19 protein-coding genes are annotated in these 22,915 nt (G+C 71.2%); 10 read left to right on the top strand and 9 right to left on the bottom strand.

Annotated features, from left to right (window positions below; genetic code table 11):
* Positions 1-355 precede the first annotated feature (355 nt).
* From ABT294_RS27790 to ABT294_RS27780, 3 genes are read left to right on the top strand one after another with little or no spacing between them, the layout of a single operon-like run.
* Positions 356-745 (top strand): TraR/DksA family transcriptional regulator, encoded by a 390-nt coding sequence (locus ABT294_RS27790; protein WP_350809212.1) that lies wholly within the window; start codon positions 356-358, stop codon positions 743-745.
* The gene (gene lspA, locus ABT294_RS27785; protein ID WP_350809211.1) at positions 709-1,287 is read left to right on the top strand and encodes a signal peptidase II; all 579 of its coding nucleotides are present in this window, start codon (positions 709-711) and stop codon (positions 1,285-1,287) included. Before ABT294_RS27790 ends, lspA begins: the two co-directional genes overlap by 37 nt.
* A complete protein-coding gene (locus ABT294_RS27780) occupies positions 1,280-2,209 on the top strand; it encodes an RluA family pseudouridine synthase (RefSeq protein WP_350809210.1) in 930 nt (309 codons plus the stop codon). The genes lspA and ABT294_RS27780 overlap by 8 nt, the downstream gene beginning before the upstream one ends.
* A gap of 8 nt (positions 2,210-2,217) precedes the next feature.
* Here the strand turns inward: ABT294_RS27780 and ABT294_RS27775 are convergent, their stop codons facing one another.
* The 6 genes from ABT294_RS27775 to ABT294_RS27750 are packed head-to-tail and all read right to left on the bottom strand — an operon-like array spanning position 2,218 to position 8,447.
* Positions 2,218-3,363, bottom strand: a complete 1,146-nt coding sequence (locus tag ABT294_RS27775; protein ID WP_350809209.1) for a serine/threonine-protein kinase — start codon at positions 3,361-3,363, stop codon at positions 2,218-2,220.
* Positions 3,364-3,372: 9 nt separating this feature from the next.
* Positions 3,373-3,684 carry an AzlD domain-containing protein gene (locus ABT294_RS27770; RefSeq protein WP_350809208.1) on the bottom strand — a complete coding sequence of 104 codons (312 nt, stop codon included), beginning with the start codon at positions 3,682-3,684 and terminating at the stop codon, positions 3,373-3,375.
* On the bottom strand, positions 3,681-4,343 hold the full coding sequence (locus ABT294_RS27765; RefSeq protein ID WP_350809207.1) for an AzlC family ABC transporter permease: 663 nt from the start codon (positions 4,341-4,343) through the stop codon (positions 3,681-3,683). The genes ABT294_RS27770 and ABT294_RS27765 overlap by 4 nt, the downstream gene beginning before the upstream one ends.
* Before the next feature lie 26 nt (positions 4,344-4,369).
* On the bottom strand, positions 4,370-5,197 hold the full coding sequence (locus ABT294_RS27760; RefSeq protein WP_350809206.1) for an AraC family transcriptional regulator: 828 nt from the start codon (positions 5,195-5,197) through the stop codon (positions 4,370-4,372).
* Between the two features lie 9 nt (positions 5,198-5,206).
* Positions 5,207-6,718 carry a serine/threonine-protein kinase gene (locus tag ABT294_RS27755; protein ID WP_350809205.1) on the bottom strand — a complete coding sequence of 504 codons (1,512 nt, stop codon included), beginning with the start codon at positions 6,716-6,718 and terminating at the stop codon, positions 5,207-5,209.
* A gap of 10 nt (positions 6,719-6,728) precedes the next feature.
* Complete coding sequence (locus ABT294_RS27750) at positions 6,729-8,447, bottom strand: serine/threonine-protein kinase (RefSeq protein ID WP_350809204.1); 1,719 nt, start codon at positions 8,445-8,447, stop codon at positions 6,729-6,731.
* 286 nt (positions 8,448-8,733) lie between these two features.
* Here ABT294_RS27750 and ABT294_RS27745 point away from each other — a divergent pair, with 286 nt between their 5' ends.
* Positions 8,734-9,576, top strand: a complete 843-nt coding sequence (locus ABT294_RS27745) for a chorismate mutase (protein ID WP_350809203.1) — start codon at positions 8,734-8,736, stop codon at positions 9,574-9,576.
* Here the strand turns inward: ABT294_RS27745 and ABT294_RS27740 are convergent.
* Both ABT294_RS27740 and ABT294_RS27735 read right to left on the bottom strand, forming a co-directional pair.
* Complete coding sequence (locus ABT294_RS27740; RefSeq protein ID WP_350809202.1) at positions 9,527-10,633, bottom strand: SGNH/GDSL hydrolase family protein; 1,107 nt, start codon at positions 10,631-10,633, stop codon at positions 9,527-9,529. The genes ABT294_RS27745 and ABT294_RS27740 overlap by 50 nt on opposite strands.
* A 6-nt stretch (positions 10,634-10,639) precedes the next feature.
* Entirely contained in the window at positions 10,640-12,013 is a 1,374-nt protein-coding gene (locus tag ABT294_RS27735) for an amino acid permease (protein WP_350809201.1), read from the bottom strand.
* A gap of 151 nt (positions 12,014-12,164) precedes the next feature.
* On the opposite strand from ABT294_RS27735, the gene dnaE reads away from it, so the two are divergent.
* The 5 genes from dnaE (at position 12,165) to ABT294_RS27710 (ending at position 20,970) form a co-directional block, all read left to right on the top strand.
* A complete protein-coding gene (gene dnaE / locus ABT294_RS27730; protein WP_350809200.1) occupies positions 12,165-15,692 on the top strand; it encodes a DNA polymerase III subunit alpha in 3,528 nt (1,175 codons plus the stop codon).
* A 215-nt stretch (positions 15,693-15,907) separates the two neighbouring features.
* A complete protein-coding gene (locus tag ABT294_RS27725; protein ID WP_350809199.1) occupies positions 15,908-17,227 on the top strand; it encodes a galactose-binding domain-containing protein in 1,320 nt (439 codons plus the stop codon).
* Positions 17,228-17,302: 75 nt separating this feature from the next.
* Complete coding sequence (locus tag ABT294_RS27720) at positions 17,303-18,517, top strand: MFS transporter (RefSeq protein ID WP_350809198.1); 1,215 nt, start codon at positions 17,303-17,305, stop codon at positions 18,515-18,517.
* A 52-nt stretch (positions 18,518-18,569) separates the two neighbouring features.
* The gene (locus ABT294_RS27715) at positions 18,570-19,502 is read left to right on the top strand and encodes a TolB family protein (protein ID WP_350809197.1); all 933 of its coding nucleotides are present in this window, start codon (positions 18,570-18,572) and stop codon (positions 19,500-19,502) included.
* Positions 19,503-19,587: 85 nt separating this feature from the next.
* Positions 19,588-20,970: an amidase gene (locus ABT294_RS27710; protein WP_350809196.1), complete on the top strand. Its 1,383-nt coding sequence runs from the start codon at positions 19,588-19,590 to the stop codon at positions 20,968-20,970.
* Here the strand turns inward: ABT294_RS27710 and ABT294_RS27705 are convergent.
* Positions 20,967-21,467, bottom strand: a complete 501-nt coding sequence (locus ABT294_RS27705) for a hypothetical protein (protein WP_350809195.1) — start codon at positions 21,465-21,467, stop codon at positions 20,967-20,969. The two genes, ABT294_RS27710 and ABT294_RS27705, sit on opposite strands and share 4 nt — an antisense overlap.
* A 90-nt stretch (positions 21,468-21,557) precedes the next feature.
* Between ABT294_RS27705 and murA the strand changes: the two genes are divergently transcribed.
* Complete coding sequence (gene murA / locus ABT294_RS27700; RefSeq protein ID WP_350809194.1) at positions 21,558-22,868, top strand: UDP-N-acetylglucosamine 1-carboxyvinyltransferase; 1,311 nt, start codon at positions 21,558-21,560, stop codon at positions 22,866-22,868.
* Positions 22,869-22,915 lie beyond the last annotated feature (47 nt).

Below are 22,915 nucleotides of genomic sequence, written 5' to 3'. Positions count from 1 at the left end.
GGGAAGAGGCCCTCTTCATTGATCTGCTGCCGGTTCTAGTGAGCTCGGACGAGCCGTTCTTCCGGCGGCTCCGGGGTGATATCCCTCACAGGGCCCCATCAACGCCTTGCAGCTACACACCATAACGCAGAGTGGAGCCGAAGGCTTCCGCGTTTCCAGGTGGTTGATCTGGATCCGGTAGGGAAGTCGTAAACCCCTACAAAGTTGTGGGAATGGACGCCGCGAGTGAGGAGTTAGAGGGGCGAGGCGGGTTATTACAGGAGGGGTAAACCGTCCGGCGGGTCGTTTGCCGTTTCGTTATCGGAGACCTAAGCTGCCCGCACCATTTACGGCCTTGATCAGCATGGAGGCAGCCATGGCGGCAGTCACGCAGACCGCTACACCGTCGATGTGGTCGGAAGAGGAGCTGGCCGAGGTACGCGGTACCCTGCAGAGCGAGATCGACGCGTTGAACGCGGACATCCTGCGCCACGAGTCGGAGATCGCTTCCGGTGATGTCACCCAGGGGGCCGGAGACGACCAGGCGGACGCCGGCGCGAAGACGTACGAGCGAGAACGCGAGATCGCCCTTACCCTGAATGCGCGCGACCTGGTCGCGCAGAACGAACGTGCGATCGCCAGGATCGACGCAGGGACCTATGGAGTGTGCGAATCGTGCCACAAGCCGATCGGCAAGGAACGTCTGCAGGCGTTCCCGAGGGCGACGCTGTGCGTGACCTGCAAGCAGAAGGAGGAGCGCCGGTAGGCGGGCGGCGGGGCCGCCTGTTCGCCGTCCTCGCCGTGCTCGCGGTCGTCATCTACGCGAGCGACGTCATCAGCAAGACCGTCGTGCTGCGGACCCTCGAGGGCAAGGCGCCGCTGGTCGTCATCCCGGACGTGCTGCAATTCCGGGTGATCTTCAATTCCGGTGCCGCGTTCAGCATCGGCACCGGAATGACCATCGTCTTCACCTTCATTGCCACGGGTGTGGTGATCGCGATCGTGCGCACGGCGCGCAAGCTCGGCAGCCTGCCCTGGGCGATCACGCTGGGCCTGCTGCTCGGCGGGGCGCTGAGCAACCTCACCGACAGGCTGCTGCGCTATCCGTCGGGCCTGGGCAGGTCCGTCCAGTTCCAGGGGCACGTGGTGGACTTCATCGAGGTGCTGCCCGGCCACTTCCCGGTGATCGACTACTTCCCGGTGTTCAACATCGCCGACTCGGCGATCGTCTGCGGCGGCATCCTGGCGGTGTTCCTGGCCTGGCGGGGCTATCAGATCGAGGGCGGCAGGGAGGTCACGCGTGGCTGAGCAGCGGAGCCTGCCGGTTCCCGACGGACTGGAGGGAGAGCGGCTCGACGCCGCGCTCTCGCGGCTGTTCGGCTTCTCCCGCACCCGCGCGGCCGAGCTGATCGTCGCGGGCGAGGTGCTGGTCGACGGGCGGGAGGCGGCCAAGTCCGACCGCGTGCACGCGGGAGCCTGGCTGGACGTGACGCTCCCGCCGCCGGTGACCACCCCGATGCCGGTCGCCGAGCCGGTGCCCGGCATGTCGATCGTCTACGAGGACGACGACCTGGTGGTGGTGAACAAGCCGATCGGCGTGGCCGCCCACCCCACGGTCGGGTGGACCGGCCCCACGGTCCTCGGCGGCCTGCTCGGCTCCGGCCACACGATCGCCACCAGCGGCGCCGCCGAGCGGCAGGGCATCGTGCACCGCCTCGACGCCAACACGACCGGCGCGATGGTGGTGGCCAAGAGCGAGCACGCCTACTCGCGGCTCAAGCGCGCCTTCAAGGAGCGCACGGTCGACAAGCGCTACCACGCGCTGGTCCAGGGCCACCCCGACCCGTTCAGGGGCACCGTCGACGCCCCCATCGACAGGCACCCGTCCGGCGACGGCAGGTTCGCCGTGGTCGCGGGCGGCAAGCCGTCGGTCACCCACTACGACACGATCGAGGCGTTCAGGGCGGCGTCGCTGCTCGACATCAAGCTGGAGACCGGCCGCACGCACCAGATCAGGGTGCACATGGCGGCGCTGCGTCACCCGTGCGTGGGCGACCTGATGTACGGGGCGGACCCGACGCTGGCGGCCAGGCTGGGAGTCCACCGGCAGTGGCTGCACGCGGTCGCGCTCGGCTTCGAGCACCCGAGCTCGGGCGAGTGGATGTCGTTCAGCACCGACTACCCTGACGACCTGCAGAAGGCGCTCGACCTGGTCCGCGCCGAGTCCTGAGCCGCGGGTCAGCGGCTCTGCCGCCCCGCGCCGTTGCCCCAGGTCGAAGGTGTGTGCGACCTCTGCTCGTCGCGGGTCCTGCTCCCGGTGGACGTGGGCTTCTCCGGCGGGGGCGGGGTGACCGTCGGGGAGCTGTGCACCACGGCGGGCACCGACGAGGGGTGCCGGGCGTGCCCCGTCCGGCTGGACCACCACGCCGCGCCCCCCGCCACCATGGCGACGGTGAGCGTGCCGGCTGCCAGCGCGGCCAGCCGCGCCCCGCGCCGGCTCTCCGGCCCGGGTGGTGGGCGCCGCGCCAGCTCGGGGACGAGCACGGGGGCGGTGTTCTCGGACAGGCTCCCGGCCACGACGCCGTGCAGGCGCCGCTCGGCCTCGTCCAGCGACATGCGCGCGGCCGGGTCCTTGTGCAGCAGGCCGAGCAGGACGGGCCCCAGCATCCCCGCGCGGGCCAGCGGCGCGGGCTCGTCGTGCATGACCGCGCCGAGCGTGGCCAGCGCGTGCGGGCGGTGGAAGGGCGAGTGGCCCTCGACCGCGACGTACAGCGTCACGCCCAGCGACCACAGGTCGGACGCGGGACGGGCGGCGCCCCCGGCGGCACGCTCGGGCGCCATGAAGGCGGGCGTGCCGACCAGCACCCCGGTTCTGGTGAGCGGGGCCTCGTCCTCGGTGGTGGCGATGCCGAAGTCGGTCAGCACCGCCCTGCCGTCCTCGGTGAGCAGCACGTTGTCCGGTTTGACGTCCCGATGCAGGACGCCCGCGGCGTGCGCGGCGCGCAGCGCCTCCAGCAGTTGCACGCCGATGTCCGCGACCTCGGCGGGCGACATCGGCCCCTCCTCCCGCACCAGGGCGCCGAGCGTGCGGGAGCGGACCAACTGCATGACGATCCAGGGATGGCCGTTCTCCTCCAGCACGTCGTAGACGGTGGCGACGCCCGGATGCGCCACCCGCCCGGCGGCCCTGGCCTCGCGGAAGGTGCGGACCGCGAACTCCTCCCGTTCCGGCCCGGTCAGATCGGGGGACGGGACGATCTCCTTGATCGCGACGTCCCTGCCGAGCACCTCGTCGTGAGCCTGCCAGACGGTCCCCATGCCGCCCTGGCCGATGGTCCTGACCAACCGGTACCTGCCACCGACCATCCCCGCAGAATCGGACATGCGGGCCGACTACCCGATAAACACCCTGACAACCGCGGTGACCACCGCCGCGGTGGCGAGGATCACCAGGAAGGGCGCGCGCAGCAGCAGCGCGACCACGGCCGCGCCCAGCCCGGCCGTCCGCGCCAGGTCGACGTGCAACTCGCCGCGCTCGGTGAACATCTGCACCGCGATCAGCGCCGCCAGCAGCGCGACCGGGACCAGGTCGGCGAAGCGGCGCACCACCGGGTGGTCGAGCACCCGGCGCGGCGCCGCGAGCCCGGCCAGCTTGAGCGCGTAGCAGCCCGCGCAGACGGCGGCGATGGCCCACCACAGCGTCATCGCACCATCACCACCAGGACCGCCGCGGCCGACAGCAGCACGGGCACGCCCGGCGGGAGGAACGGGCTGGCCAGGAGCGCGATCGCGGCGCCGGCCGCCGCCAGCCGGCGCAGTTCGGCGCTGCCGGTCAGGCGGGGCCAGAGGATGGCCAGGAACGTGGCGGGGCCGACCGCGTCCAGGCCGAGCACGCCCGGGTCGCCGAGGAAGGACGTGCCGAGCGCGCCGAGCAGGGTGGTGAGGTTCCACGTCAGGTAGAGGCTGACGAAGGTGGCGGTGAACCCAGCGCGGGCGCCCTGCGCCGTCGGCTGGGCCAGGCTGACCGCCGTGGTCTCGTCGATCACGCCGTGCGCGGCCAGCAGTCTGCGCGGGCCGCGTACCCGCAGCAGGTCGGCCAGGCGCAGGCCGTACAGGGTGTTGCGGCCGCCGAGCAGCAGCGCGCCCGCCGCGGCGGCGACCAGGTTGCCGCCCGCGCCCACCGCGCCCGCCAGGGCGAACTGCGAGGCGCCGGTGAAGGCCAGCAGGCTGAGGACGCACGCCTGCGCGACGCTGAGCCCGGCCGTGACGGCCGCGGCGCCGAAGGCGAGGCCGGACAGCCCCACGGCCAGCCCCACGCCCAGACCGTCCCGTATGGCGGCGGAACGGAGTGTTGTCTCTTCCATGCTGGTAGAAGGTAGGCGCTACCCGTTCACTCGGTCTTGTACGTTCCTGCGGAGCGTTGGTAGGCCGCGGGCGGGACGCCCATGATGCGCTTGAAGTGGCGGCTCAGGTGCGCCTGGTCGGTGAAGCCCACCTCGGCGGCCACCTGCGCGGGTGGCATCCCGGAGGCCAGGAGTCCGCGCGCCCGCCGTACCCGCAGCGAGGTCAGGTAGGCGTGGGGCGGCAGGCCCGTCGCCGCCTTGAACGCCCGCAGCAGCGGGAACGGCCTGGCCCGCACGGTCTGCGCCAGGTCGTCGAGCGTGGGGGGATCGAGCAGGCTGCCGTGCAGCACGTCCAGGGCCTCGCGGACGGCCCGCAGCCCCTCGGACGGCAGCACGGCCGACGGGCGGGGAACGGCGTGGCGGGCCAGCAGGCGGGCGAACAGCGTGCGCATCAGCGTGGAGGCGGCCAGCCCGTCGCCGCGCTCGGTCGCCTGGTGCGCGCTGCCCAGCAGCGCCGCCACCGCCGGATCGCGCACCACCTGCTGAGGGAAGTACGGCGTGCCGCGCGGCAGCCCGATCTCGGCCGCCACCTCCGCCATCGCCTCGACCGACGGGTACAGCATCCGGTAGGACCAGCCGCCTGGCGTGCCCGCCTGCCCGGTGTGCCCGGTGTCGGGGTTGACCAGCACCAGCTCGCCCGCGCCCGCCCGCAGCAGGCTGCCCTGGCAGTCGAACTCCTCGACGCCGGCGAGGATGACGCCGATCGCGTAGCCGTCGTGCGCGTGCCTGGCGAAGCGGTGGGTGACGTAGCGGGCCTTGAGCAGGTCGACCTCCGGCACCGCCGGGTGCCGCCAGAAGCGCGCCTGCTCCTTCATCTGCTCATTTCACAACACTTTGAACGTCCGGGCGAAGGTGTCGAAGTAGTGGCGGTCCTGCTGCCAGCGCGAGTCGGAGGTCTCCCAGTACAGCGCGAACGGGCGGCCCGCGGCGGTACGGAAACCGCGGTTGACCACGTGAATCAGGTTACCGTCGGGCCGGCGGCGGGTGAACTCCCAGTCGGCGGCGGGCCGGCCGAGGTAGGTGAGCGGGGTGATGCCGATCCTGGTGTAGTCGGTGAACCCGCCCTTGGCCTGGATCTCCTTCTCCAGGGCCTCCCAGCGCCGCTCGGGATCGGCCCACTGCCGCTCGGGGACGGTCCACTCGACGATCATCTGGCCGGGGAAGCCCGCGCGGCTCAGGGTGACGCTGTCGCGCGTGGGGCTCTTCACCGCCCGCCACCCTTCGGGCAGGGCGATGGAGAAGGCGCCCGGCGAGTTCTTGTAGGCGCGCCAGCCGTCGGGGAGGGGACGTGGGGAGGGTGACGGGGTCGAAGAGGGCGAAGAGGGCGTCGCGGGCGTGCTCGGTTCGGGCGCGCTCGTTCCAGACGGACCCGGCGTGCTCGCCCCGCCCAGGGTGTCAGAGGAGCGGGCGGCCAGCAGGACGCCGCCCGTGCCCAGCACCGCGGCCAGCGCCACCGCGGCGGGCAGCACGATCGCCCACCGCCGGCGCCGTCGCCGTCGCCGCACCGAGCGCACCTCCAGCGTCCCGTTCGGGTCGACGGCCAGGGACTCGAGCAGGTGGGCCGCCTCCTCGGCGGGCATCCTGGCGGCAGGGTTCCTGTGCAGCATGGCCATGATCACCGGGCCGAGCGCTCCCGCCCGCGACGGCGGCTCGAGCCGGTCGCGCAGCACCGCCGCCACCGTCGCCGGCCACGAGTCCCGCTTGAACGGCGGATCGCCCTCGACCGCCGCGTACAGCGTCGCGCCCAGCGACCACAGGTCGGACTCGGGCCTGGCGGGCTCGCCGTTGAGCCGCTCCGGCGGCATGTACGCGGGAGTCCCGATCAGGCCGCCCGTGGCCGTCAGGCCCGCCTCGGCCTCCAGGGACGCGATGCCGAAGTCGGTCAGCACCACCCGGCCGTCGTCGGCCAGCAGCACGTTCTCCGGCTTGACATCACGGTGCAGCACCCCGGTCGCGTGCGCGGCGCGCAGCGCGTCGAGCACCCTGGCGCCGATCAGCGCGGCCCGCGCGACCGGCAGCGGCCCGCGCATGCGGACCTCCTCGGCCAGCGACCGCGACTTGACCAGCTGCATCACGATCCACGGACGGCCGTCCTCCTCCACGACGTCGTGGATGACGACCACTGACGGGTGGTCGAGGCGGCCCGCCGCCCGGGCCTCCCTGATGGTCCGGCTGTTGAGCTCGGCCCGCTTGGCGTCGCCGACGCCCGAATAGCGGACCTCCTTGATCGCGACCGTGCGGTCGAGCAACTCGTCGTAGGCCTGCCAGACCACGCCCATGCCGCCCTCGCCGAGCGGTTCGATGAGCCGGTAACGGTTGCCGACCTGCCTTTCCACGCCGCGCAGCCTACTTCGTGGTCTTGAAGGTCGCGGCGAAGGTGTCGAAGAAGTGCAGGTTCTTCTTCCAGCTGCTCTTCAGGCTGTGCCAGTAGATCGCGTAGCCACGGCCGTCGTCGGTGATGAAGCCGCGGTTGCGCACCCGGGTCGGGCCCGTGTTGGTGTTCCAGGAGAACTCCCAGTCGGCGGCGGCCTTCATGTAGTCCACCTTCTTGATGCTGATCAGCTTGTAGCCGCCGAAGTTGTCGCGCGAGCGCGGCTCCTGCTTCTTCCAGTCCTTGTACGGGTCGTCGCCCGGCTTCTTGGCCCTCTCGACCATCAGGAAGGAGTTGGCGGCGGCGCCGGGACCCCGGAAGTAGACCTGGTTGCCCTGGCGGGTGTACTCGCGCCAGCCCTTGGGCAGGCCGATCGAGAAGGCGAGCTTGTCGTCCGTGTACGTCTTCCAGTTCTTCGGCAGCGCCGCGGCCGGGTCTTTCTGGGTGGCGGTCGGCGTGGGCGACGGGCTGGTCGTGGGGGTGGCCGCAGGAGTGGACGGCGCGCTGGTCGCGGAGGGCGGCGGCGTGGAAGGGGGAGCGGTGGAAGGCTGCGACGACAGGCTGGCCGCGGTCCGGTTCTTGGGCTCGGTGCCGGGCGCCGAGCGCAGGCCGAGGTACCCGCCCACGCTGGCGACGAGCACGACGGCGCCGATGGCGGCGATGATCGGCATGGCCCGCCGCCCCTCCGGCCGCTCCGCGTTGATGGTGGACTCGGCCACGTGCGCCGCGGGCTCGCGGGTCGGCTGCGGCGTCACCGGGGTGAGCCGCGCTCCGGTCTCCGGCAGCACGGGGACGGCCAGGTCCGGGTCGGTCGCCGTGTCGTCGTAGTCGTAGTCGGCGGCGTCGGTGGCGACGGGCGCGGGCCGGACGGTGGCCTGCGCGATCACCTTGCGCAGCTCGAGCGTGGCCTCCTCGTACGTGAGCCGCTGCACCGGCTCCTTGACCAGCAGGCCGTCGATCACCGACGCCAGCGGCCCCGCGTGCGGAGCGGGGTCGGGCGGGTCGGTCAGGACGGCGTGCATGGTCGCCAGCGCCATCCCGCGCTCGTGCGGCGACCTGCCCTCCACGGCCGTGTAGAGGGTCGCGCCCAGCGACCACAGGTCCGACTCGCGCCGCGCCGGCAGCCCCTTGAGCCGCTCGGGCGCGATGAACGCCGGGGTACCCGCCAGCCCGGTGACCGTGAGCTGCGTCTCGGTCTCCAGCGTGGCGATGCCGAAGTCGGTCAGCACCACCCGGCCGTCGTCGGCCAGCAGCACGTTCTCGGGCTTGACGTCGCGGTGCAGCACACCGGACTCGTGCGCCCGGTGCAGCGCGTCCAGCACGGCCAGGCCGATCTCGGCCACCCGCTTGGGAGGGAGGGGACCGTCCTGCTTGATCACCGCGCCCAGCGAGCGCGAGACGACGAGCTGCATGACGATCCAGGGACGGTCGTCCTCCTCGATCACGTCGTGGACGACGATCACGTTGGGATGCTCGAACCTGGCCGCCGCCCGCGCCTCGCGCATCGTGCGCCGATTCAGCAGCTGCACTTCGTCGCCCAAGGCGGCGGCGTACCTGACCTCCTTGACGGCGACCGTGCGGTCAAGGAGCTCGTCATAGGCACGCCAGACGATGCCCATGCCACCCCTGCCGATGGGTTCCTGCAGCTGGTAGCGGCCGGCGATGCGGCGTCCGTCCTGCTTCCGATCCGACATCAACGGCCTCAAAACCTCCTCTAGGCCAAGAAATACTCCCACAGTGAGGGATCAACGGCGACTCGCCTGAAGGACAGTCCGCCATATGAGAAGCAACGTCCAGCAGGTGGAGAGCCGGTGTAAGCTTCTGACATGACTTGTCGCTACGCGTTTACCGAGCCGGCTCCGGGAGAGCCGGTCGTCAGCTAGCGACCACCTGGAGTCGGCACAAGGCAGAGACGCCTCGTCTCTGCCTTTTTGGTTTTCTGCCGGCTCCGCGCGGGGCCGGCCCGAATGGGGGAGCCGAATGTCTACGACTTTGCGACGACGCGTGGTCAGCCTGGGCGGGCTGCGCGTGGGCGACGGGCCTGCCGTGCTGGTCAGCGGCCGGGTGAACCTGCGCGGGCCCGGCCAGGCCGACGCGTCCGCGGTGCTGCGCGACGGGGCCACGCTGGTCGAGCCGTCCCGCGCGGACGACCTGCCCGCGATCGCCGCGCACGCCGACGGCGTGGTCGTCGGGGCGGCGTGGACGCGCGACATCCCGCTGGTGCGCGCGGTCGCCGGGCTGGGGCTGCCCGTGGTGGTGGAACGGCGGCCCTCCGGGTCGCTGGAGGAGTGGCTCGCCCTGGCCGACTACTGCGCGCTGGAGAACGACGATCAGGTGATCCTCTGCGAGCAGGGGCGGCTGGACCTGGGCCTGCTGCGGGCCGCGCGGGAGGCGTCGGGGCGGCCGGTGGTCGCCGACGTGTCGCAGGACCCCGGGCTGTCCGCGGCGGCGGTGGCGGCCGGCGCCGACGGGCTCCTCGTCGACGGCTCCGGGACGCGGGAGGCGCAGGACGCGGTGACGCTCGTCGGCGCCCTGCTCCGCCCCGAGCTGCCCGCCACGCTGGAGGAGAGCAGGCAGGCCATCGACCGGGTCGACGCCGCCCTGGCCACCCTCCTGGAGCGGCGGGCCGCGCTGGCGGGAGTCGTCCAGACGCTCAAGCCGGTGGGCGGGTTCGCGGGCCGCGACATGGCGCGCGAGCGGGCGCTGGTCGCGCGGATGGCCCAGCGCGCGCCCGAGCTGGGCGAGGCGCGGCTGGCGCCGATCATGAACGCGGTCATCGAGGCGGGGCTGCACCTGTCAGAGGAGCGCTCGGCGCGGACGTGACGGCGAAGTTGTTCAGCGGGCGGTCCGGCCCGGCGGCGATCTTGGCGTTGATCAGCTCGGCGAAGCGGCGGTAGCCGTCGCCCGTGGGGTGGAAGCTGCGCGGGTTGACGGTCAGCTCGTCGAGATCGAGTAGCAGCCCGTTGAGGTACGGCTGGGGCCGCCCGACCTCGTGACCGGTGAAGGCCTCGTAGGCGTCGACGTACTCCACGCTGCCGGGCCCGCCGAAGGCCGCCACGCCCCGGTCGAACTCGCCGGCCACCTGGCCCACCTGGTCGTTCAGCTGGCGTGTCACCCCGTTCAGCCACCGCTGGTCGTCGGGGCTCAGGTTGTCGACGCTCTCGCTGGGGGAGGCGGGGAACGGGCGGGGGTAGCCGAGCACGATGATCCGGGCGTTCGGCGCCCGGCCGCGCAGCTCGCGCAGCACCTTCAGCAGGCTCGGACGTAACCCGGCGATCCGCTGCGACACCTGCGTGTCCTGCTCGACGCACGCCGACGACCAGGGCAGCTTGACGATGCAGCCGGTCAGGACGGGGGTGAACCCGGCGTCGTTGCCGCCGATGCTCAGCGTCACCAGGCTCGTCTCCGGCCCGACCCGGGTGATCTGCGGCTGCTGCCCGTACTGCCCGGAGAAGAGCTGGCCCGTCGTCGCGCCGCTGCAGGCCCAGAACGAGCTGCCGCCGCCGAAACTGTGCGCCCCCGCGACCAGCGGGACGTACGAGCCCCTGGCCCGGTGGCACCGGTCGGCGCCGCCGTTGACCGGCCGTTCCCCCTGCTCGTAGACGCCCTCCCCGGAGGAGAAGGAGTCGCCGAGCGCCACATAGGCGCCGCTCTGCGCCACCTGCACCGGGGTCAGCCGGGTCACCCGCGGCAGGTCGCCGCGCGGCGCGTCACTCGTCGGGCAGCCCGCGCCCAGGAAGGCGCAGGCGACGGTGCGGTGGACGTCGAGGGAGAGCGTGGCCAGCGCGAGCGCGACGCCCAGCGTGGCCGCCGCCGCCACCCGGGCGATCGTGCGTGTCTCCAGCGTGACCTCCCGCGGGCGGCGATCTCCATTCCGCACAGAAGCCTAGTCGCCGACGGGGACGTCGTCGGTGGGAAAGGACGCGCGACGCCGCCTGACCACCGCCCAGCCGAGCGCGATGGCCGCCATGAGCACCGGCATCAGGAAGAACGCGACCCGCTGGTCGGCGTCGGCGAACGGCATCAGCAGCACCACCAGCGCCAGGAAGGCGAGCGTCGCCCAGCCGGTGTACGGCGAACCGGGCATCGGGAACGCCGAGCGGTGGCCGGACCCGCGCAGCCGCATCTGGCAGTAGACCAGCGTGCCCCAGGTGGTGACCACACCGAACGAGGCGACGGCGGTGGCGATGTTGAACGCCCGTTCCGGCACGAAGTAGAACATCGCCACGCCCGCCAGGAACGTGGACGCGGTGAACAGGACGCCGCCGACGGGGATGCGCCGCGCGCTGAGCGTGCCGGTGAACCCGGGCGCCTCCTGCTTGCGGGCCATCGAGCGCAGGATGCGGCCCGTGGCGTACAGACCGGAGTTGCAGGAGGAGAGCGCGGCGGTGATCACGATGAGGTTCATCGCGTCGGCGGCCCACGGCACGCCCAGATGGGCGAAGACCGTCACGAACGGCGAGGTGCCCGCCCGGTAGGCGGTCCACGGCAGCGCCATGGCCAGCAGCACGACCGAGCCGACGTAGAACACCGCGATCCGCCACACCACGCCGTTGATCGCCTTCGGCATGACCTCGCGCGGCCTGGCCGTCTCACCCGCCGTGATGCCGACCAGCTCGATCGAGGCGTACGCGAACACCACCGACTGCAGGCTCATCAGCACCATCGGGAAGCCGGTGGGGAAGAACCCCCCGTGCGCGACGAGGTTCTGCGGGCCCGCCTGCCCCACCGAGAACACCACCAGCACCAGTCCGACGACCAGGAACGTGACGATCGCCAGCACCTTCAGCATGGCGAACCAGAACTCCAGCTCGCCGAAGAGCCGCACCGACAGCAGGTTGACCGCCAGCACGGAGGCCAGCGCGATCAGCGCCGTGAGCCACTCGGGGAACGCGGGCGCCCAGTAGTGGACGTACGCGCCGATCGCGGTCAGCTCGGCGATGCCGGTGAACGCCCAGTTGATCCAGTACATCCAGCCGCTCGCGAACGCCGCCCACGGCCCGATGAACTCGCCCGCGTACACGACGAACGAGCCCGAGGCGGGCTTGTACAGCACCAGCTCGCCGAGTGCCCGCATGACGAAGAACGCGGCCACTCCCGCAGCCGCGTAGGAGAGCATGAGCGCGGGCCCCGCGGCGGCCAGACGGCCTCCCGCGCCGAGGAAGAGGCCGACGCCGATCGCCCCGCCGATCGCGATCATCTGGACCTGGCGGTTGCCCAGCGAGTGCCGGTACCCCTCGTCGGTCTCCGTGCGCTCCATGTGTCTCCCTCGTCACTTTCCGTGAGGGAGACGATAGCCGCGCTACCTGGGGTGACGGGTTCGGCACGCCGTCCTCGGGCGGCGTCCGGGATGTCGGCGTGGACCACTAGAGTCGAAACGCACACCACATCAGGCCGGGAGGCGCCGCTCCATGTCGTCCAGCGACTCGTTCGTCCATCTGCATGTGCACACCGAATACTCCATGCTCGACGGTGCCGCGCGCCTCAAGCAGATGTTCAAACAGGTCGGCGAGCTGGGCATGCCGGCGATCGCGATCACCGACCACGGCAACATGCACGGCGCCTACGACTTCTACAAGCAGGCGACCGCCGCCGAGATCAAGCCGATCATCGGCATCGAGGCGTACGTCGCGCCCGAACTGCGCCACAACAAGAAGCCGGTGCTGTGGGGCGAGCCGCACCAGAAGAGGGACGACGTCTCCGCGGGCGGCTACTACACCCACATGACGATCTGGGCACGCAACAAGACCGGCCTGCACAACCTGATGCGGCTGTCCTCGCGCGCCTACACCGAGGGGTTCGTCCGCAAGTGGGCGCGGATGGACGCCGAGATCCTCGCCGAGCACGCCGACGGCCTGATGGCCACCACCGGCTGCCCCTCCGGTGAGGTGCAGACCAGGCTCAGGCTGGGCCAGTACGACGAGGCGCTGAAGGCCGCCGCGAAGTACCAGGAGATCTTCGGCAAGGAGAACTTCTTCCTGGAGATCATGGACCACGGCCTCGACATCGAGCGCCGCGTCCGCGACGGGCTGACCCGCATCAGCCGCGACCTGAACATCCCGCCGCTGGTCACCAACGACTCCCACTACACCTACGAGTCCGACGCCGCCTCGCACGACGCCCTGCTGTGCATCCAGACCGGCAAGCAGCTGTCCGACCCCGAGCGGTTCCGCTTCGACGGCAGCGGCTACTACATCAAGACCGCCGACGAGATGCGCGCCGTCGACTCCTCCGACCTGTGGGCCGAGGGCTGCCGGAACACGCTGCTGGTGGCCGAGAAGGTCGATCCGGCCGGGTTCTTCGAGTTCAAGAACCTGATGCCGACCTACCCCGTCCCCGACGGCATGACGGAGACCGAGTTCTTCCGCAGGACCGTCTGGGAGGGCATGGACCGCCGCTGGCCCGAGGGCTACGACGAGGAGCACCGCAAGCAGGCCGAGTACGAGATCGGCATCATCGAGCAGATGGGCTTCCCGAGCTACTTCCTCGTGGTCGCCGACTTCATCATGTGGGCCAAGGAGAACGGCATCCCGGTCGGGCCGGGCCGAGGCTCGGCCGCGGGCTCGCTGGTGGCGTACGCGATGGGCATCACCGACCTCGACCCGCTGCCGCACGGCCTGATCTTCGAGCGCTTCCTCAACCCCGACCGCGTCTCCATGCCCGACGTCGACATCGACTTCGACGAGCGCAGGCGGGCCGACGTGATCCGCTACGTGACCGAGAAGTGGGGCGCCGACAAGGTCGCCATGATCGCCACGTTCGGCACCATCAAGGCGAAGGCCGCCATCAAGGACGCCGGTCGCGTCCTCGGCTATCCGTACGCGCTCGGCGACAAGGTGTCCAAGGCGTTCCCGCCCGCGGTGATGGGCAAGGACATCCCGCTGTCGGGCATCTTCGACAAGGATCACCCGCGCTACGGCGAGGCGGGCGAGTTGCGCAGGCTCTACGAGGAAGACGTCGACGTCAAGGCGACGATGGACCTCGGCAAGGGCCTGGAGGGCCTGATCAGGCAGACCGGCGTGCACGCCGCAGGCGTGATCATGTCGGCCGAGGTGATCACCGACTACATCCCGATCATGCGCCGCGACTCCGACGGCGCGATCATCACGCAGTTCGACTATCCGACCTGCGAGACGCTCGGCCTGCTGAAGATGGACTTCCTGGGCCTGCGCAACCTCACCATCATGGACGACTGCCTCAAGCTGATCCAGTCGACCACCGGTGAGTGGATCGACCTGCTGAAGTTGCCGCTCGACGACCGCAAGACCTACGAGCTGCTCGGCAGGGGCGACACGCTCGGCGTGTTCCAGCTCGATGGCGGCGGCATGCGCTCGCTGCTGCGGCTGATGAAGCCCGACAACTTCGAGGACATCTCCGCCGTCGGCGCCCTCTACCGTCCCGGCCCGATGGGCGCCAACTCCCACACCAACTACGCGCTGCGCAAGAACGGCCAGCAGGAGATCACCCCGATCCACCCGGAGTTCAAGGAGTCGCTCGCCGAGATCCTCGACACGACCTACGGCCTGATCGTCTACCAGGAGCAGGTCATGGCCATCGCGCAGAAGGTCGCCGGGTTCTCGCTCGGCAAAGCCGACCTGCTCCGCCGCGCGATGGGCAAGAAGAAGAAGGCCGAGCTCGACAAGCAGTTCGAGTCCTTCGAGGCGGGTATGAAGGACAACGGCTACTCCGCCGCGGCCATCAAGACGCTGTGGGACATCCTGCTGCCGTTCTCCGACTACGCCTTCAACAAGGCCCACTCGGCCGCCTACGGCCTGGTGTCCTACTGGACCGCCTACCTCAAGGCCAACCACCCCGCCGCCTACATGGCCGCGCTGCTGTCGAGCGTCAAGGACGACAAGGACAAGTCGGCCCTCTACCTCAACGAGTGCCGCCGGATGGGCATCAAGGTCTTCCCGCCGGACGTCAACGACTCCGACTTCGACTTCACCCCGCGCGGCACCGACATCCGCTTCGGCCTGTCGGCGGTCCGTAACGTGGGCGGCAACGTCGTCGACGGCATCATCTCCGCGCGCAAGGAGAAGGGCCGTTTCGGCGACTTCAAGGACTTCCTGCGCAAGGTGCCCGCGATCGTCTGCAACAAGCGCGTGATCGAGTCGCTGGTCAAGGCGGGGTCCTTCGACTCGCTCGGCCACGTCCGCAAGGGCCTGGTCATGGTGCACGAGCAGGCCGTCGACGCGATCATCGACATCAAGAAGAACGAGGCCATCGGCCAGGACTCCCTGTTCGGCGCGATCGAGGGCGGCGAGGACCAGACCTTCGACGTGCAGATCCCGGTGGGGGAGTGGGACAAGAACACGCTGCTGCAGTTCGAGCGCGAGATGCTCGGCCTGTACGTGTCCGACCACCCGCTGTTCGGCGTCGAGCACATCCTGGCCTCCGGGGCCGACTGCTCGATCGCCGCGGTCCAGGACGAGAGCCGGGCCGACGGGCAGGTCGTGACCGTCGGCGGCATCCTGAGCGGCGTGCAGCGCAAGGTCACCAAGAAGGGCGACACCTGGGTGCTCACCCAGCTGGAGGACCTCGCGGGCGCCATCGAGGTGATGATCTTCCCGTCGGCCTACCAGCTGTGCTCGACGATCCTGGCCGAAGACGCGATCGTCTTCGTCAAGGGGCGCATCGACAAGCGCGAGGACGTCGCGAAGATCGTCGCGATGGAGGTGACCGCGCCCGACCTGACCCAGGAGGCGGGCGGGCCGCTGCTGGTGAGCCTGCCGCTGACCCGGTGTACCCCGCCGGTCGTCACCCGGCTGAAGGAGATCCTCACCACCCATCCGGGCACGTCCGAGGTGCACCTGCAGGTGCACAACGGGCCGAAGACGACCGTCCTGCGCGTCGAGGACCGGCTGCGGGTGACACCCTCTCCCGCGCTGATGGGCGACCTGAAGCAACTGCTCGGCCCGGCCTGTCTGGGGGCCTGAGGGTTAATAGGTTAATAAGGGTTCCTAACTTTCTTGACAGCCGTCAAGCCGCTTGCCACGCTTTCCGGTAGCGGCTTGGCGCGGCTTTTCTAGGGAAAAGTGACGCGCTCAGCGAGACCTCTGCTGTCCCGGCCGTGACGTGGTGCCCGGTGGGCCGTCCCGGCGGGCGCCCGGTCTGACATGCCCTGATCTCTCACCCCCTCAGGAGATTCGCCGTGTCCAGAGCCCGCTTAGCCGTCGCCGCCGTGATCGCCTTGTTCGCCGGACTGCTCGTCGTGGTGGCAGCCACGTCCGCCGGCGCGGCCGAGACCCTGCTGTCGCAGGGCAAACCCACCTCCTCCTCGTCCAAGGAGGGCTCCTCCTACAGCTCGGGCAAGGCCTTCGACGGCGACACCACCTCCACCAGGTGGGCCTCGCAGGAGGGCCACGACCCCGAGTGGATCCGCGTCGATCTCGGCAGCCCGCAGCAGATCAGCAGGGTCAAGCTGTTCTGGGAGGCCGCGTACGGCGCGTCCTACCGGATCGAGACGTCCGACGACGCGTCGTCCTGGACCACCGTCTACTCCACCACCTCGGGTGACGGCGGCCTCGACGACCTGACGGTGTCCGGAACCGGGCGCTACGTCCGCCTGTACGGGACGGCCCGCGGCACCTCCTACGGCTACTCGGTCTACGAGATGCAGGTGTTCGGCGGCACCAGCACCCCGACCGACCCGCCCACTGACCCGCCGGGCGGCTCCTTCGTCGTCGCGGCGGCCGGTGACATCGCCGAGCAGTGCACCGCAAGCTCCAGCTCGTGCGCGCACCCCAAGACCGCCGCCCGCGTCGAGGCCATGAACCCCGAGTTCGTCATCACCATGGGCGACAACCAGTACGACGACGCCCGCCTGTCGGACTTCCGCAACTACTACGACAAGACGTGGGGCAGGTTCAAGGCCAAGACCCGCCCGGTGCCCGGCAACCACGAGACCTACGACCCGGCCGGATCTGAGGCGGGCTACAAGGCGTACTTCGGCTCGATCGCCTTCCCGCAGGGCAAGAGCTACTACAGCTACGACCACGGCGGCTGGCACTTCGTCGCACTCGACTCCAACGCCTTCGACCAGCAGGCGCAGCTCACCTGGCTGAAGGCCGACCTGGCGGCCACGACCAAGCGGTGCGTCGCGGCCTACTGGCACCACCCGCTGTTCAGCTCGGGCGAGCACGGCAACGACCCGGTGTCCAGGCCGGTCTGGCAGGCGCTCTACGAAGCCCGCGCCGACCTGGTGCTCAACGGCCACGACCACCACTACGAGCGGTTCGCGGCGCAGAACCCGAACGGTCAAGCCGACCCCAACGGCATCGTCGAGGTGCTCGGCGGCATGGGCGGCGCCTCGCCGTACAAGATCGAGAACGTGCAGCCGAACAGCCAGAAGCGGCTCACCGACACCTACGGCGTGCTCAAGCTGACCCTCACCGACAGCACGTTCGGCTGGCAGCTGATCGGCACCGACGGTTCCGCCAAGGACACCAGCCCCACCTACACCTGCCACTGAGGGGCGAGGCGGATGCGCAAGGCGACCGCCGCCGCCGGGCACGGCGTGCTCCTCGACCTCACCGGCCGGGCGTAGATGTACATCTCGATCAAAGGAACCGGGCTCGCCAGGTCCGTGCCGGCCAACGTGCTGGCACTCGGCCTGGTCAGCCTGGTCACCGACATATCGTCGGAGATGGTCACGGCGGTGCTGCCGCTGTACCTGGTGAGCGCGCTCGGGCTCAGCCTCGTGCAGTTCGGCGTGCTCGACGGGCTCTACTTCGGCGTGACCGCCCTGGTCAGGCTGGCGGGCGGGCACGCGGCCGACCGCCTCGCGCGGCGCAAACTGGTCGCCGGGGTCGGCTACGGGCTGTCGGCCGTGTGCAAGCTCGCCCTGCTCGCGGCGGGCGGCTCGGTGGCGGCTCTGGGCGCCGTCATGGCGGCCGACCGGACCGGCAAGGGCCTGCGGACGGCGCCCAGGGACGCGCTGATCACGCTCAGCGCGCCCGCGGACCGGCTCGGCGGCGCGTTCGGCGTGCACCGGGCGATGGACACGGTGGGCGCCTTCCTCGGCCCGCTCGTGGCGTTCGGGGTGCTCACCGTCACGGCCGGCGCCTACGACGCGGTCTTCGTCACCAGCTTCTGCGTCGCCGCGCTCGGCGTCCTGCTGCTCGTGCTGTACGTGCGCGACAGGCGCGGGCCGCTGCCACCCGGCGGGCGCGGGCCGCTCCAACTCCGGACGCTGCTGGGGCAGGTCCGCTTCCGGCGGCTGTGCCTGGTGGCGGCGGCGCTCGGCCTGGTGACGGTGAGCGACTCGTTCGTCTACCTGATGCTGCAGAAACGGCTCGCGCTGGCGCCGGAGCTGTTCCCGCTGCTGCCGCTCGGCACGGCGGGGGCGTACCTGCTGCTGGCCGTGCCGTTCGGCAGGCTGGCCGACCGGTACGGCAGGGCAGCGGTGTTCGCGGCCGGGCACGTGGCGCTGCTGGCCGCGTACCTGCTGCTCATGGGCCCGGCCTGGCTGGTGCCCGTGCTGGCGCTGCACGGCGCGTTCTACGCCGCCACCGACGGGGTGCTGATGGCGCTGGCCGGACCGCTGCTGCCGGAGGAGAGCAGGACCAGCGGCCTGGCGCTGATCCAGACCGGCCAGGCGACGGCCCGCATGGTGTCGTCGATGCTGTTCGGCGCCCTGTGGACGGTGCTCGGCGAGACCGAGGGGCTGGCGGTGATGGCGGCGGGGCTGGTGCTGTCGCTGGCGCTCGCGTGGCGCTCCCTGCGCGCACCCGTGACCGCCCCCTCCAGCCGGAGGCGGTGATGAGCGGGTGCGCCGCGCGTGGCGCACCCGATGGCATCCGGAGGAGGAGACGGTGAAGAGGTTCGTCGTGCTGCTGGTCGCGGTGGTGGTGCTGGCAGGGGGAGCCGTGGCCTACGCCACCTGGGCCGCCTCGCGCGGAGCGGCCCCCGCCGTGGCCGCGTTCGACCCGGGCGTCCCCGGGCGGCTGCTGGTGCGCAGCGCGGGCCGGATCGCCGCCGTGCCGCTGGACGACCCGGGCGCCGCCCCCACGGTGAGCGGCACGGCCTGCGACCGCTTCCACAGCGCGGGCGGCACGACGCTCTGCCTGGTGACCAAGCCGGGGACGCTCCCCAAGACCGACGCGCTCATCCTCGACCGGTCGCTGCGCGAGACCCGCAGGATCAAACTGGCCGGGATCCCCAGCCGCGCCAGGGTCTCGCAGAGCGGGCGGATGGCGTCGTGGACGGTGTTCGTCACCGGCGACTCCTACAGCAGCGGCGGCTTCTCCACCTGGACCGGCATCCTCGACACGCGCACCGGCTACGCCGTCACCAACATCGAGGGCATCCCGCTCTACCTGGACGGCCGCCGCTACCACGCGCCGGACGTGAACTACTGGGGCGTCACGTTCGCCGCCGACGACAACCGCTTCTACGCCACGGTCTCCACGAAGGGGAAGACGTATCTGGTGGAGGGCGACTTCGGGGCGTGGCGGGCGCGGACGCTCAGGGAGAACGCCGAATGCCCGTCGCTGTCGCCCGACGGCCGCCACCTGGTGTTCAAGAAGCGGGTCAGCCCGGGGCCGTGGCGGCTGCACGCCCTGGACCTGAACACGATGCGCGAGACACCGCTGGGGGAGAGCGCCAGCGTCGACGACCAGGCCGCCTGGCTGGACGAGCGGACCGTGATGTACGCCAAGGACGGCGACGTGTGGGCGGCGCCGCTCGACGGCGGGCCGCCCCGCCTGCTGGTCCGCGACGCGTCCTCCCCGGTCGCCGTCCGCTGACCGCCGCCTCCCGCCCACCGGCCCGCCGGGAGGATCGGGCAGGGAAGGGGGCGAGGGGCGGCGCCCCATGAGGGAGGATCGAAGGGTGAGCGAACTGCACTACCTGACTGCGACCGAGATGGCCCGCCTGGTCCGGGCGGGCCAGGTGAGCGCCGTCGAGCTGCTCCAGGCCCACCTCGACCGCATCGAGCAGGTCAATCCCCAGGTGAACGCCGTCGTCACGCTCGCCGCCGAGCAGGCGCTCGACGCCGCGAAGGCCGCCGACGCACGCCAGGCCGCGGGAGAGCCCCTGGGGCCGCTGCACGGGCTGCCGGTGGCGCACAAGGACCTCGTCGACACCGCGCACATCCGCACGACCTACGGCTCGCCGCTCTTCGCCGGGAACATCCCCGACCAGGACGACCTGATCGTCGAGCGCCTCAAGCGGGCCGGGGCGATCAGCGTGGGCAAGACCAACACCCCCGAGTTCGGCACCGGCTCGCACACCGTCAACGAGGTGTTCGGCGCCACCCGCAACCCCTACGACCTCACCAGGTCGGCGGGTGGCAGCAGCGGCGGCGCGGCCGCGGCGCTGGCCAGCGGCATGGTCCCGCTGGCCGACGGCTCCGACATGGGCGGCTCGCTGCGCAACCCGGCGTCCTTCTGCAACGTCGTGGGGCTGCGGCCGACCCCGGGCCGGGTGCCCTCCCTCTCGGAGAACGCCGCCTGGTACACCCTCGCCGTGCCGGGGCCGATGGCGCGCACGGTCGACGACCTGACCCTGATGCTGTCGGCCATCGCCGGGTTCGACCCGCGCGTCCCGTACTCGATCACGGAGACCTTCACCCCCGACCCCGATCGGCAGGTCGGCGGCCTGCGCGTGGCGTGGAGCCCCGACCTCGGGGGCCTGCCCGTCGACCCGCGCACCGCGGCCGTCACCGCCACCGCGCCCGAGGTGTTCGAACGGCTGGGCGCGCACGTCGAGCAGGTCGAGCTGGACCTGTCCGACGCCGACGACGCCTTCCGGATCTACCGGGCGTGGTACTACGCGCTGTCCTTCGGCGACCTCGAGGGCCTGGGCCCCAACACCCGCTGGAACGTCGAGCAGGGCCGCCAGGTCACGGGCGCCGACCTGGCCAGGGCCGAACGCCTGCGCACCGGCCTCTACCACCGGATGGCCGCCTTCTTCGACAGCTACGACGTGCTGATCGCTCCGGTCAGCCAGGTGCCGCCGTTCCCCGTCGAGCACCCGTACGTCGGCGAGATCAACGGCGAGAAGCTGCCCGATTACCTGGCGTGGATGCGCTCGGCGTACTGGATCAGCGTGCTGCACGCGCCGGCCGCCTCGGTGCCCGCCGGGTTCACCCCGGAGGGGCTGCCGGTCGGCGTGCAGATCGTCGGCCGCCCGTTCGCCGACGCCCGGGTGCTGCGCGTGGCCCGCGCGTTCGAGCAGGTCACCGGCCACGGGCTGCGCCGCCCGGCGCTCTAGCCGGCCTCGTCCGGCTGCTCGCCCGCGTACGGCCGGCGCAGCGGCGACTCGCGGTACCCGTGCATGCCCTCCAGCAGGGTGAACAGCCCGACCGCGAGCAGCGGCCAGGAGACCAGCACGCCCTCGGCGGTGAGCTTCAGCGCGCCCGGCACGACCTTCGTGCCGGGGGCGGCCGCCGCCTCGACGGTGACCACGCCGAGGGTGAAGGTGGACCCGACCCAGAGCGTCAGGAAGGCGCCGAGCACCGCGCCCGCGCAGAGTCCCACCAGCATCGACAGCCGGTCCTGGCGGCCGACGAACCACGCCACCGCCCCGCAGACCAGCCCCAGCCCGCCCGTGATCACCGCGAACCAGCCGTCGGCCGCGATCAGCGCCTGCGTGGTCGGATCGGCCAGCACCGGCCCCTGCGCCGTCACCTGGTACGGCGCGCGGGGCGACAGCCAGGACCAGAGCAGCCCGGCGAGCACGCCCAGAGCAGCGAGTGTGAGGACAGTCACCGCTACAGCGCGCAAATGCCTCGCCACACCACTCTCCTTCACATGTACGTCCGAATCAGATCGATGCTATCCCCCGGCTAGGCTCGCGGAGTGACTGCAGAAGAGGTATGGCTGATCGAACCCTCCGGCCCTCTCAGGGGGGACGTCGAAGTACGCGGCTCCAAGAACGCCGTGTCGAAGCACATGGTCGCCGCCATGCTCGGCAGCGGCGAGAGCACCATCCACAACGTGCCCGAGGTCGGCGAGGTCGGCATCACCGCGGCGATGCTCGAGTCGCTGGGCATCAACGTCGAGATCACCCGGTCGGAGATCCGCGTCGGGCAGGGCCCCGAGATCCGGCCCCGGGTGCCCGACGCGTTCACCGGATTGAACCGGATCCCCATCCTCATGCTCGGCCCGCTCCTGCACCTGGCGGGAGAGGCCTTCGTGCCGCTGGTCGGCGGCGACCCGATCGGGCGGCGGCCGGTCAACTTCCACGTGGAGGCGCTGCGCGCGATGGGCGCCGAGGTCGAGGTGGGCGACACCGGCATCTTCGCCAAGGCCAAACGGCTCAACGGCACCAGGATCGAGCTGCCGTACCCGAGCGTGGGCGCGACCGAGACGATCCTCATGTCGGCGGTCCTGGCCGAGGGCAAGACCGTGGTGAAGAACGCGGCGATGGAGCCCGAGGTCGTGGAACTGGCGCTGTTCCTGCAGCGGATGGGCGCCAGGATCGAGCTGTCACCTGACCGCCGGATCGTCATCGAAGGCGTGGAGCGGCTGCACGGCGCGTCCATCTGGCTGGCGGGCGACCGCATCGAGGCGTTCTCCTACCTGGCGGCGGGCCTGGTGACGGGCGGCGAGGTGCGGGTGCACGGCTGCCCGCAGGACCGCCTGGTCACCGCGATCACCACGCTGGCCAGGATGGGCGCCCAGTTCGACATCAACGACGAGTACCTGTGCGCGACCGCGCCCCCCGAGGGGTTGCGCGCGGCGGCCGTCCAGACCGACACCCACCCCGGGTTCATGACCGACTGGCAGACGCCGCTGATGGTGCTGTTCACGCAGAGCCAGGGCATGTCGGTGCTGCACGAGACGGTCTTCGAGAACCGGCTCGTCTACGTTCCCGCGCTCCAGCGGATGGGCTGCGAGATCGAGGTGTTCGACCAGTGCCTGGGCGGCCCGGCCTGCCGCTACCACGACACCAACGCCCGGCACTCGGCCGTCGTGCGGGGCGTGTCGCAGCTCAAGGGGGCCGACGTGACGCTGCCCGACATCAGGGCCGGGTTCAGCGCCGTGCTGGCGGCCGCGGTGGCCGACGGGACGTCCACGCTGCGCGGCGTCCACCACATCGAGCGCGGCTATCACCGCCCGTTCGAACAGTTCGCGTCGCTCGGTCTGAACATCCGTAGAGAACGGTAAAGACTGCGAAGCTGGGCGTTTGCCGCGCTTCTCCTCGTCGCAGATCA

This window comes from Nonomuraea sp. NPDC000554, assembly GCF_040300065.1.
In the GTDB taxonomy this organism is placed as follows: domain Bacteria; phylum Actinomycetota; class Actinomycetes; order Streptosporangiales; family Streptosporangiaceae; genus Nonomuraea.
Note: the sequence above shows the minus strand (reverse complement) of the source record. Positions and strands in the feature narration are given on the sequence as shown.

What these genes read in the sequence shown, in the direction of transcription:
- ABT294_RS27790 (WP_350809212.1), top strand. Translation starts at nt 356, where the DNA reads ATGGCGGCAGTCACGCAGACCGCTACACCGTCGATGTGGTCGGAAGAG.
- ABT294_RS27775 (WP_350809209.1), bottom strand. Translation starts at nt 3,363, where the DNA reads ATGTCCGATTCTGCGGGGATGGTCGGTGGCAGGTACCGGTTGGTCAGG.
- ABT294_RS27770 (WP_350809208.1), bottom strand. Translation starts at nt 3,684, where the DNA reads ATGACGCTGTGGTGGGCCATCGCCGCCGTCTGCGCGGGCTGCTACGCG.
- ABT294_RS27765 (WP_350809207.1), bottom strand. Translation starts at nt 4,343, where the DNA reads ATGGAAGAGACAACACTCCGTTCCGCCGCCATACGGGACGGTCTGGGC.
- ABT294_RS27760 (WP_350809206.1), bottom strand. Translation starts at nt 5,197, where the DNA reads ATGAAGGAGCAGGCGCGCTTCTGGCGGCACCCGGCGGTGCCGGAGGTC.
- ABT294_RS27750 (WP_350809204.1), bottom strand. Translation starts at nt 8,447, where the DNA reads ATGTCGGATCGGAAGCAGGACGGACGCCGCATCGCCGGCCGCTACCAG.
- ABT294_RS27745 (WP_350809203.1), top strand. Translation starts at nt 8,734, where the DNA reads ATGTCTACGACTTTGCGACGACGCGTGGTCAGCCTGGGCGGGCTGCGC.
- ABT294_RS27735 (WP_350809201.1), bottom strand. Translation starts at nt 12,013, where the DNA reads ATGGAGCGCACGGAGACCGACGAGGGGTACCGGCACTCGCTGGGCAAC.
- dnaE (WP_350809200.1), top strand. Translation starts at nt 12,165, where the DNA reads ATGTCGTCCAGCGACTCGTTCGTCCATCTGCATGTGCACACCGAATAC.
- ABT294_RS27720 (WP_350809198.1), top strand. Translation starts at nt 17,303, where the DNA reads ATGTACATCTCGATCAAAGGAACCGGGCTCGCCAGGTCCGTGCCGGCC.